Raw genomic sequence first — 15,749 nt, 5'->3', positions numbered from 1 at the left:
CCGTTCAATCGTGACCTTGCGCCGGGCCATGGGCGAGGGTTTCGCGTGCTTCTGCGAGTGTTTTCACGAAGTGGACGCCCGTTTCCGGGATTTCCTGATGATGCAGCATCGTCTTCAACTCGCTGCGCTCCGTGACAACATAAACCTCGACGCCGTGGCGGACGGCCTTGCGGATCACGCTCGCCAGTAGATTGACACCTGAGGTGTCGACGAAGCGGATCCCGGTGCAGTCGAGGACAAGGTTGCGATGGTCGTCGCCGATGCGGTCGAGGACCGCACCAGCTGCCGCTACGGCGCCGAAGAAGAACGCGCCGTCCAGGCGATAGGTGACCGTCGCCGTGTCCGTTGCATCCAGCGGCTTTTCAGGCCCCTCGGCTGTTACGCGAATGTTCTTCGACATGTGGTGGATGAACTGCAGCGCGGCCAGCGAAAAGCCGACCACGATGCCTTCGGTCAGGTCGCGGAAGACGACGAGCAGGAAGGTGACGGCGAGGATGAGTGCTTCGCCGCGCGAGGAGCGGACGAGGGCGGCAATCGCCGATTTCTCCACCATGTTCCAGGATACGACCGCGAGCACGCCTGCGAGCGCTGCCAGCGGGATATAGGCGGCAAGCGGGGCGGCGACTAGCATGAAGGCAAGCAGGAAGGCCGCATGCAGCATGCCGGAGACGGGGCTTGTGGCGCCCGCCCGTACATTGGTCGCGGTGCGCGCGATCGTGCCCGTTACGCAGATGCCGCCGAAAAGGGCTGAGCCTATATTGGCAACGCCCTGTGCGAGCAGTTCCGTGTTCGATCGATGGCGCCGTCCGGTCATGCCGTCCGCAACGACGGCGGAGAGGAGCGATTCGATGGCGCCAAGGAGCGCGAAGGCGATGGCATCCGGGAGAACGGCGATCGCCAGTTCGGGCGTGATGGTCGGGAGGGAAGGCAAAGGCAGACTGGAGGGAATGCCGCCGAATTTCGAGCCGATCGTGGCGACCGGCAGCTGCAACAGTACAGCGGCAAGTGAGGCGACGATGACCGCAATCAGCAAGCCGGGCCAGGTCGGCCGCGCCCGGCGCAGGACAAGGATGATGGCGATGGTAAGCGCTGCGATCGCAGCGGCAGACGGTGAGAATGCCGGCAGCGCGGCGAGGATCGCCCCCAGTTTGTCGGCTAGCGGGCCGGGTTCGCCGTTTGGAAATGTCAGGCCCAGCAGTTCGCCGATCTGGCTTGCGAAGATGATCACGGCAATGCCGGCCGTGAAGCCGACGGTCACCGGATAGGGGATGAACTTGATGTAGTCGCCGAGCCTCAGCAGGCCGCAGGCGATCAGCATCAACCCTGCCATGGCGGTTGCGAGCAGCAGGCCGTCAATACCATGTGTGGCAACGGTCATGCTGACCAGAACGATGAAGGCGCCGGCCGGTCCGCCGATCTGGTGGCGGCTGCCGCCCAGAAGCGAGACGAGGAAACCACCGATGATCGCAGTATAAAGCCCACGGTCCGGCGTCACGCCCGAGGCGATCGCAATGGCCATGGAAAGCGGCAGGGCAACGATGGCCACGGTCAATCCTGCCAGTGCATCCGCCTTGAGGTGGCCAAGGCCGTAGCCTTCGCGAAATACGCTGACGGTTTTGGGCAGGATGACGTCGGTCATGGTGATCGCGCTTGCCGGATGGGAGCGTGGCCGGCCCCTCCCGCCACACTGTCATGCCATTGGACCCTAAGTCCCGACTTTTGACAACATGGCCAAAGGGATAGTGTCGGGGCGCTGCGCCAGCGGCGCCCAGCTGACGCTTACCGACAGTTGCTGCCAAACCGGTTCTGTTCGCCGTCGCGAATCTTGCCTATGGTGATCGTTGATGAAGACCGAGACAACATATCCCACCCTGATCGTCTATCCGCGCCGGGGCTTTGCCGTCCTCTGGGCGGCGACATCCACAATCGTCATGTCCGTGGCCTTCGGCGGGTTGCTGGCCAGCCTGCTCGGGAGTGGCTGGGCCAGTCCCATGGTGCTGGTCTATCTCGCGCTCCTGGCGCTTGCACTCTTCGGTCTTCGAAGAGGCTGGAAAGGGATTGCGGGGGCGATGCGGCCCCTGGTCGAGCTCAACAACGAAGAGCTGATCGACTATCGCACAGATCGGCGGATCGCCTGGGCATCCATGGTCGAACTGGCGCAGCGTCGCGTCGAAGGGCGCTGGCTGATCGATATCGACCATCTTGACGAGGATGAACCCGAGCGGCTGGAGACCTATGCGCTCCCGCTTTCCGGCTATCACATGACCGGCCGCAGGCTCGGTGCGGAAATCCGCAAGCGTTTCGAAGAGGTCGATCAGGGCGAGGATATTGCTGATCCAGAATTGGAAAACCCGGCCACGTTGCCGTGACCGGGTTCTGAATGTTCGAACCTTGGCTGCCGATCAGGCGGCCATGGCCTTCTTCAGGTTCTCGTCAACCTTGTCGAGGAAGGCGGTCGTGGAGAGCCACGGCTGGTCCGGGCCGATGAGCAGCGCCAGGTCCTTGGTCATGAAGCCTGCCTCAACCGTGTCGATGCAGACTTTTTCCAGCGTCGTTGCGAAGTTGGCCAGCTCGGTGTTGTCGTCCAGCTTGGCGCGGTGGGCGAGGCCACGGGTCCAGGCGAAGATCGAGGCGATCGAGTTGGTCGAGGTTTCCTGACCCTTCTGGTGCTGGCGGTAGTGGCGAGTAACCGTACCGTGCGCAGCTTCGGCTTCGACCGTGCGGCCATCGGGCGACAGCAGAACCGAGGTCATCAGGCCGAGCGAGCCGAAGCCCTGTGCAACCGTGTCCGACTGCACGTCACCGTCGTAGTTCTTGCAGGCCCAGACATAACCGCCGGACCACTTGAGAGCCGAGGCGACCATGTCGTCGATCAGGCGATGTTCGTAAACAATGCCGACTTCTTCGAACTTGGCCTTGAATTCGGCCTGATAGACTTCCTCGAAGATATCCTTGAAGCGACCGTCATAGGCCTTGAGGATGGTGTTCTTGGTCGACAGGTACACAGGCCACTTGCGCATCAGGCCGTACATCATCGAGGCGCGAGCGAATTCGCGGATCGATTCGTCGAGGTTGTACATCGCCATGGCGACGCCGGCGCCCGGTGCGTTGTAGACTTCCTTCTCGATCACTTCGCCGTCTTCACCGACAAACTTGATGGTCAGCTTGCCCTTGCCCGGGAACTTGAAGTCGGTTGCCTTGTACTGGTCACCGAAGGCGTGACGGCCAACGACGATCGGCTTGGTCCAGCCGGGAACGAGGCGGGGCACGTTCTTGCAGATGATCGGCTCGCGGAAGATGACGCCGCCCAAGATGTTGCGGATGGTGCCGTTCGGGCTCTTCCACATTTCCTTGAGGTTGAATTCCTTGACGCGCTGCTCATCCGGGGTGATCGTTGCGCACTTGATGCCGACGCCGTGCTTCTTGATGGCGTGAGCGGCGTCGATGGTCACCTGGTCGTTGGTGGCGTCGCGGTTCTCGACGGACAGGTCATAATATTCGATGTCGAGATCCAGGTAGGGAAGGATCAGCTTGTCCTTGATGAACTGCCAGATGATGCGGGTCATCTCATCGCCGTCGAGATCGACGACCGGGTTGGCTACCTTGATCTTGGTCATGAATATCCTCACGAGTTTTTGCCTGACGCGCAGGCGCGGGGAGGGCGCTCTGCCGATGGCTGCCTATAACATTCTCTCGTTACAAGGCAAACAGCAGAGGGCGCCTTCAGGGAAAATCTCGCTCAGACTTTCGGCGTGCGCTTTCGTCCCAAACTTGGTCCTGATAGCGGGCACGCTTTCAGCTAGAACGGCGGCAGAAAGAGCCTCGGGAGAGTTTTCATGAAGAGCACCTGGATCGTATTGCTGCTGACGCTGTTGTCGGGCACTGCCATGGCAGCGGATGTCACCGCGCCTGTTCGCGAAGTGGTGGAGGCGACCGCCCGGAATTGGGCCGAGGGCACCACCGGCCAGGAAGAGGAGGTCTTCTCGAAGGACCGGCTGTCTCGCCTGTTCAGCAATGACTTCGCATCGGCCTTCGAGGCGGCTTCGAAGAACCCGCCCTATGACATTCCCGAAGGAGAGACCACAGGCTTCCCCTTCGACTATGACCCGATTGCGCAGGGACAGGATGGATGTCCTTTCGAAGACATCAGGATCGAGGATGACGGCGACGGGCAGGTAACTGCCCTGTTCGACAACCGCTCCTGTTTTGGTGGCAGCGATGCGCCGGATACCGTCCTGATCTTCCACGTCGTCGAGGAGGGTGGTCGCCCTGTCATCGACGACATCTATCCCGTCGAGGACGGACAGTCCGGCAGTTCGATCAAGCAGGACCTGAAACGGCAGGGTGGCCTGTGAGCCGCCTTCGCTCCATCGGCATCACGGCCGTTGCCGCAATGGTCGGATTCATCCCGGCAAAGACCCTCTTGGCAGCCGATCTGCTTGAACCGGTAAAGATCGTGATGAGCGCTGCCGGATGGAAAGACAAGGATGCGCCCAAGGTGGAGGCTTCCGGCTATTTCGATGATCGCCTGCTTGCGACGATCTACAGCGCTAGCTTCGTCGACATCTATCGTCTCGCCGAGAAGAAGGACGCGCTGCAGGATAGCAGCGGCTACATGCTCGGCTATGACGTGGTCATCGGCGGCCAGGACAGTTGCGAATTGAAGGATGTCCGCATCGAGGCCCGGCCGGCGCGGGATGGGGTTACCCCCGTCAACGTCTATTTCGATGCCGTCTCCTGTTTCGGCCATGCGCCTGATCTCTCTCGGCCACAGACGGTCTTCCATGTCGTCGAGGAAGACGGTCGCTATGTGATCGACAACCTGTGGAACGATAGTGACCGCGAGGGTGCGCTCGAAAGCTCGGTCAAGGCGCAGTTCGCCGCCATGATCAAGGCCTATCTCGATTTCCGGCTGACGGGATCCTGGCCCAAAGACTAAGCCCTCCTCTTTGCCTGCGGGGCATTTTGTGCCAAGGGGTGCGCGAAATAGCTTTGAGGGAAACGTAATGGCAGGGACGAACAGCGAGCGCGTTCTGCTGGCCGAGGGGCCGGCAATCATTCTGGTGGAGCCGCAACTCGGCGAAAACATCGGCATGGTGGCGCGCGCCATGGCCAATTTTGGCCTGGTTGAACTGCGTCTCGTCAATCCGCGTGACGGCTGGCCGTCCGACAAGGCCCGTGCTGCGGCCTCCAAGGCCGATCATGTCATCGACGGCACCGTCGTTTATGACACGCTTGAGGAGGCTATCGCAGACCTCAACTTCGTCTATGCGACGACTGCGCGCTACCGCGACGGGTTCAAGCCTGTCCGCTCGCCGGTGACGGCGGCCGAGACGCTCCGAGCCAAGTTTCGCACCGGTGAAAAGACCGGCATCCTCTTCGGCCGGGAAAAGTCCGGCCTTTCGAACGAGGAAGTGGCGCTTGCCGACGAGATCGTCACCTTTCCTGTCAATCCTGCGTTCGCCTCGCTGAACATCGCCCAGGCCGTTCTGCTCATGTCCTACGAGTGGATGAAATCTGGCATGGAGGATGTGCATGGGGTGCCCTTTGACGCGCCGGACCAGCCGCCAGCGACCAAGGAGCAGGTGATCGGCCTGTTCGAACATCTGGAAGAAGCGCTCGATGCCCGCAACTACTTCCATCCGGTCCATAAAAAGGCCAGGATGATCGAAAACCTGCGAGCCGTGTTTAGCAGACGTGCTTTCACCGGTCCGGAGATCCACGTGGTCCGCGGTGTGATCAGCTCGCTCGACCGTTTTGCACGACCGGGCCAGAGGCCGCCTGCGGGAAAGAGCGAGAGCGAGGCTGAGGCTCAGCATGACGACAACCGGGACGCCTGACCTTAAGCCGATCCTGGTCTTCGATTCCGGGATCGGCGGTCTCACCGTCTTGCGCGAAGCGCGGCTGCTGATGCCGGAACGTGGCTTCATCTATGTTGCCGACGACGCTGGCTTTCCCTATGGGGGCTGGGAGGAAGAGCCTCTCAAGGCCCGAATTGCTCATCTCTTCGGAGAGCTGTTCGACCGCTACGATCCGGAAGCCGTGATCGTCGCCTGCAATACTGCCTTTACGCTCGCCGGCGCCGATCTCAGGCATCGCTTCCCCGATATGCGCTTCATCGGTACGGTCCCGGCGATCAAGCCGGCTGCTGAACGCACGCGATCCGGGCTCGTCTCGGTTCTCGCGACGCCAGGTACTGTCAAGCGGGCCTATACGCGCGATCTGATCCAGTCGTTTGCCTCGCAATGCCATGTGCGCCTTGTCGGATCAGAGAACCTCGCTCGCATGGCGGAGGCGTATATCCGCGGCGAAACCCTGGATGATGCGGCTGTTCTTTCGGAAATCGCGCCGTGTTTCGTCGACAAGGACGGCTTGCGGACAGACATTGTGGTGCTTGCCTGCACCCATTATCCCTTTTTGGCCAATGTCTTTCGCAGGCTTGCGCCCTGGCCGGTGGACTGGCTCGATCCGGCGGAAGCGATCGCGCGTCAGGCGCGGCGGCTTGTCCCGCTGGTCGAGGGGGCCGAGCATCCCGATAATTTCGACTTTGCGGTCTTTACCTCCGGCAGCCAGGATTTCTCCACCCGGCGCCTGATGCAGGGCATGGGATTGTCGGTCCAACCCGTAGGCACGCCGTTTTTACGCTGATCTCCCTTTTGGAAAAGGGGGGCGCCGTGGTACATGTGACGCGTTGCCGGACGCTCAGCCGGTGTAGAGGAGCCTAGCCCCTTACTTGTTTACCGAAATTGCGATTGTTCTTTTCCTAACCGTGCTCAACGGCGTTCTTGCTATGTCCGAGCTAGCGGTTGTTTCCGCCCGTCCTGCGCGCCTCAAGGTGCTTGCAGAACAGGGCAGCCGGGGAGCCGAAACGGCGCTCAAGCTTCAGAGTGACCCCGGTCGTTTTCTGTCCACTGTCCAGATCGGCATCACGCTCGTCGGCGTCCTGTCCGGCGCTTTCTCGGGCGCCACGCTCGGTGCGCGACTTTCCGGCTGGCTGCAGTTGCAGGGATTTTCCATTACCGTCTCCGATGCGCTCGGCGTCGGTACGGTTGTCGTTCTCATCACCTATCTGTCGCTGATCGTCGGCGAGCTGGTCCCGAAACAGGTCGCACTGCGCAACGCCGAAGGTGTCGCTGCACGTGTTGCCATCGCGATGTCCGTCCTGTCGAGGGTTGCCGCGCCGCTCGTCTGGCTGCTCGATGGGTCGGGAAAGCTGGTGCTTTCCCTTCTCGGCCAGAGCGGTGCTGGAGGTGGCAAGGTGACGGATGAGGAAATCCGCACAGTGTTGGCCGAAGCCCACAGCGCCGGTGTTATCGAAAGCAGCGAATCCGCCATGCTCTCTGGCGTCATGCGGCTTGCCGACCGGCAGGCGCGTGGCTTGATGACGCCGCGTCGCGACGTGCAGATCCTCGATATCGGCGACACGGTGGAGGAAGTCCGCCTGAAGCTACGCGAGATCCCCCATTCGCGCATCCCTGTGCGCAGTGGCGATTCCGACGAAATCGTCGGCGTGCTCTTCACCAAGAAACTGTACGAGCAGATTGCCGAAGGCGGCGCGCTCAATCTTCCGGACCTCATCAGCGAAGTGCCTGTGGTCTCCGATCTCGCCAAGGCAACGGACATCATCGAATCCCTGCGCCGCACTGCCCTGCATATGGTGCTCGTCTACGACGAATACGGCCATTTCGAAGGCATCATCACCTCCGGCGACATTCTCGAGGCGATCACCGGTGCCTTCAGTCAGGACGAGACGGAAGAGCAGGCGATGGTGCAGCGCGAGGACGGCTCCTATCTGGTGGCCGGCTGGACGCCCATCGACGAGTTCATCGACATCATCCGTGTGCCGATCGATCTGGATCCGGACTACACGACCGTTGCCGGCTTCGTGCTGGACGAATTGAAGCGGATCCCCGAACTCGGAGAGAGTTTCGTCAAGGGCGACTGGCGTTTCGAGGTGGTGGATCTGGATGGCCGCCGGATCGACAAGCTTATCGTTTCCCGCGCCGTCGAGACCTGAGGCCAACAGTACCCCCTGCGACAATTTGTTGCATAAGTGCAACGGCGCGCCGCAAGTTATGCAATCTCGAATTGCGTGCTTGCGGCGCTTCTTTTCGCGTGGCATGTTCCCATCATCCGCAACACGAACAACAGGAGGCGTCAGATGACTCATTTTTTCATGCACATGCGCCTCTCTGGCGGATCGGCGTATTCGACCTGCGTGGAGTTTTCCACCACCGGCCGTTTCCCGCGATGACTGTCTGATCGGTCATTTTTTCCTGCCTTTTTCGGCGTTTTTCCACCATCTGACGTGACTTGCCGCCTGCGCGTGTGAATGCGTTCGCGTGCCTGAATCACGTCGCTTTTCCTCATCGAAAGGACCTGGGCGCATTCGCGTTTCCGGGACGGACAAGTCATGCACAAAAATCAATCCATAGTTGAATTGCCGCTGGCCGAGCGGATGGATGAGCTTCTCGCGCGTTTCGGTTCCTGGCGGCTGTTGGCCGCTCTGGTCGGGGCAAGCTGGAGGCGGCGGCAGATCCGCAATCTGGCGTCTCATTTGTCGCCCCAGCTGCGGCGCGACATCGGACTCCCGGAAGAGGAGGTCATCTATCCTCGTCGCCTAACGGCGCTGGATATGTCCCTGTGGCACATCCGGAAGTGACCGTGGACGGGGCACTCGGACAATGTGCCGTCGCGCGGATATTTCGACAGGAAGCAGACCACTCGAAGCGGTGGCTGCTTCCCATCTCGCGCTGGCTGGGGGACATTTGCAATCCTCTTGATTCCGTCCTTGTCTCTCCCGGATCTTTCATGTCTCCCAAGCACATCATCATGGCAGCCTTTTTTCTGCAGCCGATCGCTTTCGGTAGCTGGCTTCCGCAGATCCCAGGCGTTCAAGAGCGGTTGTCGCTCGGTCCTGCCGAACTCGCCATGGCATTGCTCGGTTTGCCCACGGGCATCCTGCTGATCCTGCCCTTTGCCGGACAGCTTGTCGCTCGGATCGGCAGTCGTAATACGCTGATCTTCGGGTTTCCGGTGTTTCTGGCGCTCGTGCCGCTGCCTGTGGCTGCCCCCGGTCTCGCCTCTCTCTTCTTCTTGCTCGTGCTTCTTGGGATGGGCCTCTCGACGATCGAGCTCGGGCTCAATGTCGAGGCGGATGTCATCGAAAAGCGAGGCACGGCGTCGATCATGAACCGTTGTCACGGTTTTTGGAGCATCGGGATCATGACCGGCAGCCTTATCGGTGCTGGTTTCCTTGCGCTCCACACATCGCCCTTCGTGGCGATCGGTCTGCTTTCGCTCGTTCTGGTCCCGATTTCAGTGATGGTTTGTCGCGCACTGCCCGTCCACGAGGCTCCGGTGACCGAAGCGCAGCCTCGCTCGTCGTGGCGGCGCCCAAGCCCCGGTATTCTCGGCATCAGCCTCTTCGTCTTCGGGATCACGATGACGGAAGGAGCGGTCGCCGACTGGTCCGCTGTCTACCTCAAGGATGTGTTCGCGACGTCCGGTATGGCAACCGGCATGGGTTATGTCGTCTTCGCCCTGATGGTCTCGGTCGGACGATTTGTCGGTGATGGTGCAAAGGAGCGGTTCGGAGCCGTCATGCTTGCGCGGGTCTGCCTCGTCTTTGCGCTTTCCGGCATGATCGTGGTCGTCATGGCGCCGGTTACGCCGCTGGTCTATCTGGGGCTCGCATGCGTCGGGCTCGGCGTGTCAGGCGGTTTCCCGCTCGCGGTCACAGCGGCCGCCGATCTCGGCGACCGTCCGGCGGCGGAGAATGTTGCGATCTTGTGCTTTATTGCGCTTCTCGGCTTCCTGGTTGGGCCGCCGATGATCGGTTTCGTCGCGGAGGTGCTCGATCTGCGTAGCGGGCTTGCCACGCTGCTGCCAGCACTGCTACTCAGCATCCTGCTTGCCGGACTGTTGCGTCCGCGCCGGGGCGCGTGAGAATGCGCAGTTCTCTGTGGGTTTCGCGGATGCGCCCCACACGTAAGCGTCCAAGTCTGTTAGGGACTTGAGATCAACACATGATTTGAGGATGCCGTCATTGAAGGTCGGAATCGATATGGGAACGGTGCAGGGGGGACAGCCTGCCAAGCTCGATATCGAGGAGCTTCTCGCCACGCGCCTTCTGGTGCAGGGTAATTCGGGCTCGGGCAAGTCGCATCTGCTGCGCCGCCTGCTGGAGCAGTCTGCCCAGTGGGTACAGCAGGTGATCATCGACCCCGAGGGTGATTTCGTCACGCTTTCCGATAAGTATGGCCATGTGGTCGTCGACGGCGAGCGCACTGAAGCCGAGCTTGCCGGCATTGCCGACCGCATCCGCCGCCACCGTGTTTCCTGCGTGCTGACGCTGGAAGGTCTCGATGTCGAGCAGCAGATGCGCGCCGCCGGCGCCTTCCTGAACGGTCTCTTCGATGCGGACCGCGAATTCTGGTATCCGGTGCTGGTCGTCGTCGACGAAGCGCAGATGTTTGCGCCGGCCGTCGGCGGTGATGTCTCGGAAGACGCGCGCAAGATGTCGCTTGGCGCCATGACCAACCTGATGTGCCGCGGCCGTAAGCGCGGCCTTGCCGGCGTCATCGCGACGCAGCGTCTGGCAAAGCTTGCGAAGAACGTCGCGGCCGAAGCCTCCAACTTCCTGATGGGCCGCACCTTCCTCGATATCGACATGGCGCGTGCAGCCGACCTGCTCGGCATGGATCGACGCCAGGCGGAGATGTTCCGCGATCTGCAGCGCGGCAATTTCGTGGCGCTTGGTCCTGCCATGTCGCGTCGTCCGCTGCCGATCGTCATTGGGGCGGTCGAAACTTCGGCGCGTTCGTCATCGCCCATGCTGATGCCGCTGCCGGATGCGCCACAGGATGTCGAAGACCTGATCTTTACGCCGGACCCGGAAGAGTTCACACGACCGATCGTGCGGCGTGCGCCACCGGCGCCGCGTCCGACGACGGATATTCTGGCCGAACTCTCGCGCTCTTCTCCCGCCTCGATGACCCCCGTTGCCAGCGATTCGCCCGTGCGGGGCGCTGAAATGTCGGCGGAAGAACGCGAGGATCGCCTGACGGCCGTGCTTTCCGAAATCCTCGGTGATCCGCAGGCCGCCTACCGCACCGACAGCGTGCTCTATCAGGAGTTCCTCGTGCGCGCTCGCATGCGCCGCGTCGCCGGTCCGCCGATGCCGATGGGCGAGTTCCGCCGCCGTGTTGCCATAACGCGCGCCGGTGTCGATGAAGAGACAGCTGCGAGCGAGGGCTGGCAGACGGCGCTGTCGCTGTCCGTGCGCGTCTCCGATGATCTGCAGGGCGTGTTCCTGCTGCTCGCCAAGGCGGCGCTTCGTAATGAGGAGTGCCCCTCGGACCAACGCATTGCGAGAGCCTACGGCACCCATTCGGCGCGTCGTGCCCGGCGTCTTCTCGGCTATTTCGAGGAGCAGGGGCTGGTCGTCGTGCACACCGACTTTTCCGGCAAGCGCATCGTTGCCTTCCCGGATCTCGAAGCCGAGACGCAGCCCGGCGATCCGAACCAGGTGGATGCCGAGGAGCGGACGCCATCGGCTGCCGAGTGAGAGCCTAGCGGCTTTTACAGGCGGCTTACGCCGCCCGCTCTTCCCAGACGCGGACGAGAGCGACGATCGTCTCCACGGCCTTTTCCATGTCCTGGACGCTCACCCATTCGAGCGGCGAGTGATAGGCGTGGCCGCCGGTGTAGATGTTGGGGCAGGGCAGGCCCATAAAGGAGAGGCGCGAGCCGTCGGTGCCGCCGCGAATGCTGTGGCGGACGGGTTCCAGTCCGACGCGGCGGACAGCTTCTTCGAGATTGTCCATGATCTCCGGGTGGCGATCGAGGACTTGCCGCATGTTGCGATACTGGTGCTTGACCGTGAAGCTGTGGGTCGATCCCGGATAGGTCCCCATGACCTCCCGGGTGATCTTCTCCAGCAGCTCTTCCTTCTCTTTCAGGCCCGCTTCGGTGAAATCTCTGACAATCAACTGCAGCTTGGCACTTTCCATGCTGCCCGAGATATCGACCGGGTGGATGAAACCCTCGCGTCCCTCGGTGCTCTCCGGTGCGATGTCACGCGGAAGGCGGGCAACGATGTCGCTTGCAGCCTTGATCGCGTTCTCCATCTTGCCTTTGGCGTAGCCTGGATGCATGGCGACGCCGGTGATTTCGATCACGACACCATCGGCGGAGAAGGTTTCGTTTTCGATCTCGCCGACAGTCGAGCCATCGAGCGTATAGGCGAAGCGGGCGCCGAGCTTCTCAAGATCCACCTTGTCGGCGCCACGGCCGATTTCCTCGTCTGTCGTGAAGAGGATCTTGATCGTGCCGTGTTTGATGTCGGGGTTCGCCATCAGGTGGGCCGCGGCCGTCATGATCTCGGCCACACCTGCCTTGTCGTCAGCGCCGAGCAGCGTCGTGCCGTCGGTCGTGACGATGTCGTTGCCGATCTGGTTCTTCAGCTGCGGATGGGATGCGACGCGGATCACCTGGCTGGTGTCGCCCGTCAGCGTGATGTCGCCACCCTTATAGTTGCGCACCAGCTGCGGCTTTACGTTCGTGCCGGTGAAGTCGGGTGCGGTGTCCATATGAGAACATAAGCAGATGACCGGAACGTCTTTGGCGGTATTGGCCGGGATCGTCGCATAGATATTGCCGTGTTCGTCCATATGCGCGTCGGTAATGCCGATCGCCAGGAGTTCTGCCACCAGCACGCGTCCGAGATCCTTCTGCTTCTCCGTCGAGGGCTGGGTGTTGGAGGCCGGATCGGACTGGGTGTCGATGACGACGTAGCGGAGGAAGCGGTCGAGAACGGTGTCGGTCATGGCAATGGCTTTCTCGGGGGGCTTTCTTGGGCTTCCTGCCGTCACTGGCTGACTTTGGTGCCAAAATGACGGTCGAACAGCGTGATCATTTCCTGCGTGCGGGCATTGGCGCTGTCAGCACCCAGAACCACGCCGATCAGGCGGCGGTCACCCTGGCTTGCCGATGTCACGATGTTGTAGCCCGAGGCATTGGTGAAGCCGGTCTTGATCCCTTCGGCGCCCGGATACTGCACCAGGAAAGCGTTGTGACCGCGAAATTTCATGCTGCGGAAGGTCATGCCGCGCGAGGCGAACAGCTTGTACTCTTCGGGGAAGTCCCGCAGCAGCGCCAGACCAAGACGCGCCATGTCTGTTGCGGTCGTCACCTGGCGCGGATCGGGGAGGCCTGAGGGGTTGGTAAAGACCGTGCTGGTCATGCCGAGCTCGCGGGCTTTCGACGTCATCATCTGGCCAAAGGCTTCCTCGGAGCCTGCCAGCGATTCGGCTACCGCGGTTGCTGCGTCATTCGTCGAAAGCACGACCATGCCCATGACCGCTTCCTGCACGCTGATCGTGTTGCCGGCTCCGACTGCGAACTTGTAGGGCTCCTTGCCGTTCGCATTCTCGGACATGACGAGGCGCTGGGCCCACTTGAATTGTCCGGAATGCAGAGCCTCGAAGGTGAGATAGAGCGTCATCATCTTCGTCAGCGATGCCGGATAGAGAACCATGTCGGCATTCTCAGCCTCGAGGATCGCACCGGTGCCAGCGTCGACCAGGATATGGGCATGGCCGGGTTTCTGGACTTCGGCCGCTGCCGGCGCAAACATCGAGAGCGTTACAGCGAGGGCGAGCAGGATACGGCGGGACAGGTCTGTCATCATCGAGGAAGAGACTTCTTTCATGGAGGATGGTATGGGGGATAGCGAACTTCTGTGCCTCTGTCAGCCTTTGCAGGCGCTATCGCCCGGTTTTCCGCCAGAGAATGGGCCACTGCTGCAGTCACTCTTTCGTCACACACGCTCCTGATAACGTGTTGACATTTCTCACGCACCCCACTAATGACGCCCCAACGCCGGGCCGAAACGCCCGGTGTTTGTTTTGACATGTCCCGTGGTTTTCTCCGTTCGCTGACGTGAGAATCCTGTCGGAGCCTCGGAAACGGAGGCTCAGAGGAGGGCGTGTTTCCTTAAGCGGCTTGGTAACAAACCGCTGTAACCTGTTGAGAGGAAATACGGATGAGCAAGCGCGCATCTTCCAAGTACAAAATTGACCGCCGTATGGGCGAAAACATCTGGGGCCGTCCGAAGTCCCCGGTGAACCGCCGCGAATACGGCCCCGGCCAGCACGGCCAGCGCCGCAAGGGCAAGCTTTCCGACTTCGGCGTGCAGCTGCGCGCCAAGCAGAAGCTGAAGGGCTACTACGGCGATATCCGCGAGAAGCAGTTCCGCGCCACCTACGACGAAGCCAACCGTCGCAAGGGTGACACCGGCGAAAACCTGATCGGCCTGCTTGAGTCGCGTCTGGACGCCATCGTCTACCGCGCCAAGTTCGTACCGACGGTCTTTGCTGCCCGCCAGTTCGTCAACCACGGCCACGTCACCGTCAACGGCGTTCGCGTCAACATCGGTTCGTACCGCTGCAAGGCTGGCGACGTCATCGAAGTTCGCCAGAAGTCGAAGCAGATGGTCACCGTTCTGGAATCCGTATCGCTCGCAGAGCGTGACGTTCCGGACTACATCGAAGTCGATCACAACAAGATGGTTGCAACCTTCGTTCGCGTCCCGACGCTGGCTGACGTTCCTTACGCAGTCATCATGGAACCGAACCTGGTCGTCGAATTCTACTCGCGCTAATTGCTTGCGAGACGGATTTGTGGAAAGCCGCCCTTCGGGGCGGCTTTTTCTGTTTGCAGTGCAGCGTTCACCGGGAAAGATGACCGGGTACGAATGCGGGTAAGGGGAACGACATGGATCTGCAGCTGATCGCCGACGAGATCGTCAGCGCGCTCGAACCGCGCCTCGGCGAGGGCAAGGTGGCCGACTACATTCCGGAGCTGGCCCGGGTCGATCCGAAGCAGTTCGGCATGGCGATCACCACCGTCGACGGCCAGACCTACAAGGCCGGCCATGCCGATACGGCCTTTTCGATCCAGAGCATTTCCAAGGTCTTCATGCTGACGCTTGCGCTCGGCAAGGCCGGCGAATCGATCTGGAAGCGAGTGGGGCGCGAGCCGTCCGGCTCCTCTTTCAATTCCATCGTCCAGCTCGAGCACGAGCACGGCATCCCGAGAAATCCCTTCATCAATGCCGGTGCGATCGTCGTCACCGATATGGTGCTTGCGGGCCATGCACCGCGCGAGGCCATCGGCGAATATCTTCGCTTCATGCGCTATCTCGCCGATGATGAGACACTGTCGATCGACGAGAAGGTGGCGCAGTCGGAGCAGCGCACCGGCTATCGCAACTTTGCGCTCGCCAATTTCATGCGTGGCTTCGGCAATCTGCAGCATCCGGTCGAGCACACGCTCGGCGTTTATTTCCACCAATGCGCGCTGGCGCTCTCCTGTGTCCAGCTTTCCCATGCCGGCCTGTTTCTCGCCAACAGGGGCACCAATCCGCTGAGTGGCTTTTCTGTCGTGTCGCCTAAGCGGGCGCGCCGCATCAACGCGCTGATGCTGATGTGCGGCCATTACGATGGCTCGGGCGATTTCGCCTATCATGTCGGTTTGCCGGGCAAGTCGGGCGTCGGCGGCGGCATTCTCGCGGTTGCGCCTGGCAAGGCGTCGATTGCCGTCTGGTCGCCCGGGCTGAACAAGGTCGGCAATTCCGCGCTCGGCTCGGCAGCGCTTGAAATGCTCGCCACCCGCACGGGCTGGTCGGTCTTCGGGACTTGATCTTGCCGGTCGCAAAGGGCATTGGAGAGCCGAACAGCCGCCTT

Annotated in this window: 16 protein-coding genes; 11 read left to right on the top strand and 5 right to left on the bottom strand. The window is 61.5% G+C overall.

The window, feature by feature from the left end; translation table 11 throughout:
* Positions 1–4: 4 nt before the first annotated feature.
* On the bottom strand, positions 5–1,639 hold the full coding sequence (locus tag BW978_RS19860; protein WP_076397566.1) for a SulP family inorganic anion transporter: 1,635 nt from the start codon (positions 1,637–1,639) through the stop codon (positions 5–7).
* A 205-nt stretch (positions 1,640–1,844) separates the two neighbouring features.
* On the opposite strand from BW978_RS19860, the gene BW978_RS19855 reads away from it, so the two are divergent.
* Positions 1,845–2,369, top strand: a complete 525-nt coding sequence (locus tag BW978_RS19855) for a hypothetical protein (RefSeq protein WP_076397565.1) — start codon at positions 1,845–1,847, stop codon at positions 2,367–2,369.
* Between the two features lie 33 nt (positions 2,370–2,402).
* Here the strand turns inward: BW978_RS19855 and BW978_RS19850 are convergent, their stop codons facing one another.
* Positions 2,403–3,617 (bottom strand): NADP-dependent isocitrate dehydrogenase, encoded by a 1,215-nt coding sequence (locus BW978_RS19850; protein WP_076397564.1) that lies wholly within the window; start codon positions 3,615–3,617, stop codon positions 2,403–2,405.
* Between the two features lie 219 nt (positions 3,618–3,836).
* On the opposite strand from BW978_RS19850, the gene BW978_RS19845 reads away from it, so the two are divergent.
* From BW978_RS19845 to BW978_RS19825, 5 genes are all read left to right on the top strand, one after another.
* A complete protein-coding gene (locus BW978_RS19845; protein ID WP_076397563.1) occupies positions 3,837–4,355 on the top strand; it encodes a hypothetical protein in 519 nt (172 codons plus the stop codon).
* The gene (locus BW978_RS19840; protein WP_076397562.1) at positions 4,352–4,939 is read left to right on the top strand and encodes a hypothetical protein; all 588 of its coding nucleotides are present in this window, start codon (positions 4,352–4,354) and stop codon (positions 4,937–4,939) included. The genes BW978_RS19845 and BW978_RS19840 overlap by 4 nt, the downstream gene beginning before the upstream one ends.
* A 67-nt stretch (positions 4,940–5,006) precedes the next feature.
* Positions 5,007–5,840 carry an RNA methyltransferase gene (locus tag BW978_RS19835; protein WP_076397561.1) on the top strand — a complete coding sequence of 278 codons (834 nt, stop codon included), beginning with the start codon at positions 5,007–5,009 and terminating at the stop codon, positions 5,838–5,840.
* On the top strand, positions 5,818–6,648 hold the full coding sequence (gene murI, locus BW978_RS19830; protein ID WP_076397560.1) for a glutamate racemase: 831 nt from the start codon (positions 5,818–5,820) through the stop codon (positions 6,646–6,648). The genes BW978_RS19835 and murI overlap by 23 nt, the downstream gene beginning before the upstream one ends.
* 85 nt (positions 6,649–6,733) lie before the next feature.
* On the top strand, positions 6,734–8,017 hold the full coding sequence (locus BW978_RS19825; protein WP_076397559.1) for a hemolysin family protein: 1,284 nt from the start codon (positions 6,734–6,736) through the stop codon (positions 8,015–8,017).
* Positions 8,018–8,166: 149 nt separating this feature from the next.
* On the opposite strand, the gene BW978_RS23400 is transcribed toward BW978_RS19825, so the two are convergent.
* Entirely contained in the window at positions 8,167–8,355 is a 189-nt protein-coding gene (locus BW978_RS23400; protein ID WP_139330613.1) for a hypothetical protein, read from the bottom strand.
* A gap of 58 nt (positions 8,356–8,413) precedes the next feature.
* Between BW978_RS23400 and BW978_RS19820 the strand changes: the two genes are divergently transcribed.
* The 3 genes from BW978_RS19820 to BW978_RS19810 all read left to right on the top strand — a co-directional run bounded on the left by BW978_RS19820 (position 8,414) and on the right by BW978_RS19810 (position 11,569).
* Entirely contained in the window at positions 8,414–8,662 is a 249-nt protein-coding gene (locus tag BW978_RS19820) for a DUF1127 domain-containing protein (RefSeq protein WP_076397558.1), read from the top strand.
* A 149-nt stretch (positions 8,663–8,811) separates the two neighbouring features.
* Positions 8,812–9,948, top strand: coding sequence for an MFS transporter (locus BW978_RS19815; protein ID WP_076397557.1), 1,137 nt, complete (start codon positions 8,812–8,814; stop codon positions 9,946–9,948).
* Between the two features lie 100 nt (positions 9,949–10,048).
* Positions 10,049–11,569, top strand: a complete 1,521-nt coding sequence (locus BW978_RS19810; RefSeq protein WP_076397556.1) for a helicase HerA domain-containing protein — start codon at positions 10,049–10,051, stop codon at positions 11,567–11,569.
* 25 nt (positions 11,570–11,594) lie between these two features.
* On the opposite strand, the gene pepT is transcribed toward BW978_RS19810, so the two are convergent.
* Positions 11,595–12,830, bottom strand: coding sequence for a peptidase T (gene pepT / locus BW978_RS19805; RefSeq protein WP_076397555.1), 1,236 nt, complete (start codon positions 12,828–12,830; stop codon positions 11,595–11,597).
* A 41-nt stretch (positions 12,831–12,871) separates the two neighbouring features.
* On the bottom strand, positions 12,872–13,693 hold the full coding sequence (locus tag BW978_RS19800; protein WP_076397554.1) for a D-alanyl-D-alanine carboxypeptidase family protein: 822 nt from the start codon (positions 13,691–13,693) through the stop codon (positions 12,872–12,874).
* A gap of 354 nt (positions 13,694–14,047) precedes the next feature.
* On the opposite strand from BW978_RS19800, the gene rpsD reads away from it, so the two are divergent.
* Together rpsD and BW978_RS19790 are read left to right on the top strand one after the other, a co-directional pair.
* Entirely contained in the window at positions 14,048–14,665 is a 618-nt protein-coding gene (gene rpsD / locus BW978_RS19795) for a 30S ribosomal protein S4 (RefSeq protein WP_076397553.1), read from the top strand.
* A gap of 113 nt (positions 14,666–14,778) precedes the next feature.
* On the top strand, positions 14,779–15,705 hold the full coding sequence (locus tag BW978_RS19790; protein ID WP_054149763.1) for a glutaminase: 927 nt from the start codon (positions 14,779–14,781) through the stop codon (positions 15,703–15,705).
* Positions 15,706–15,749 lie beyond the last annotated feature (44 nt).

It is taken from the genome of Rhizobium sp. RU33A (genome assembly GCF_900156055.1).
GTDB lineage: Bacteria > Pseudomonadota > Alphaproteobacteria > Rhizobiales > Rhizobiaceae > Allorhizobium.
This window is presented reverse-complemented; position numbering and strand designations above follow the sequence as displayed.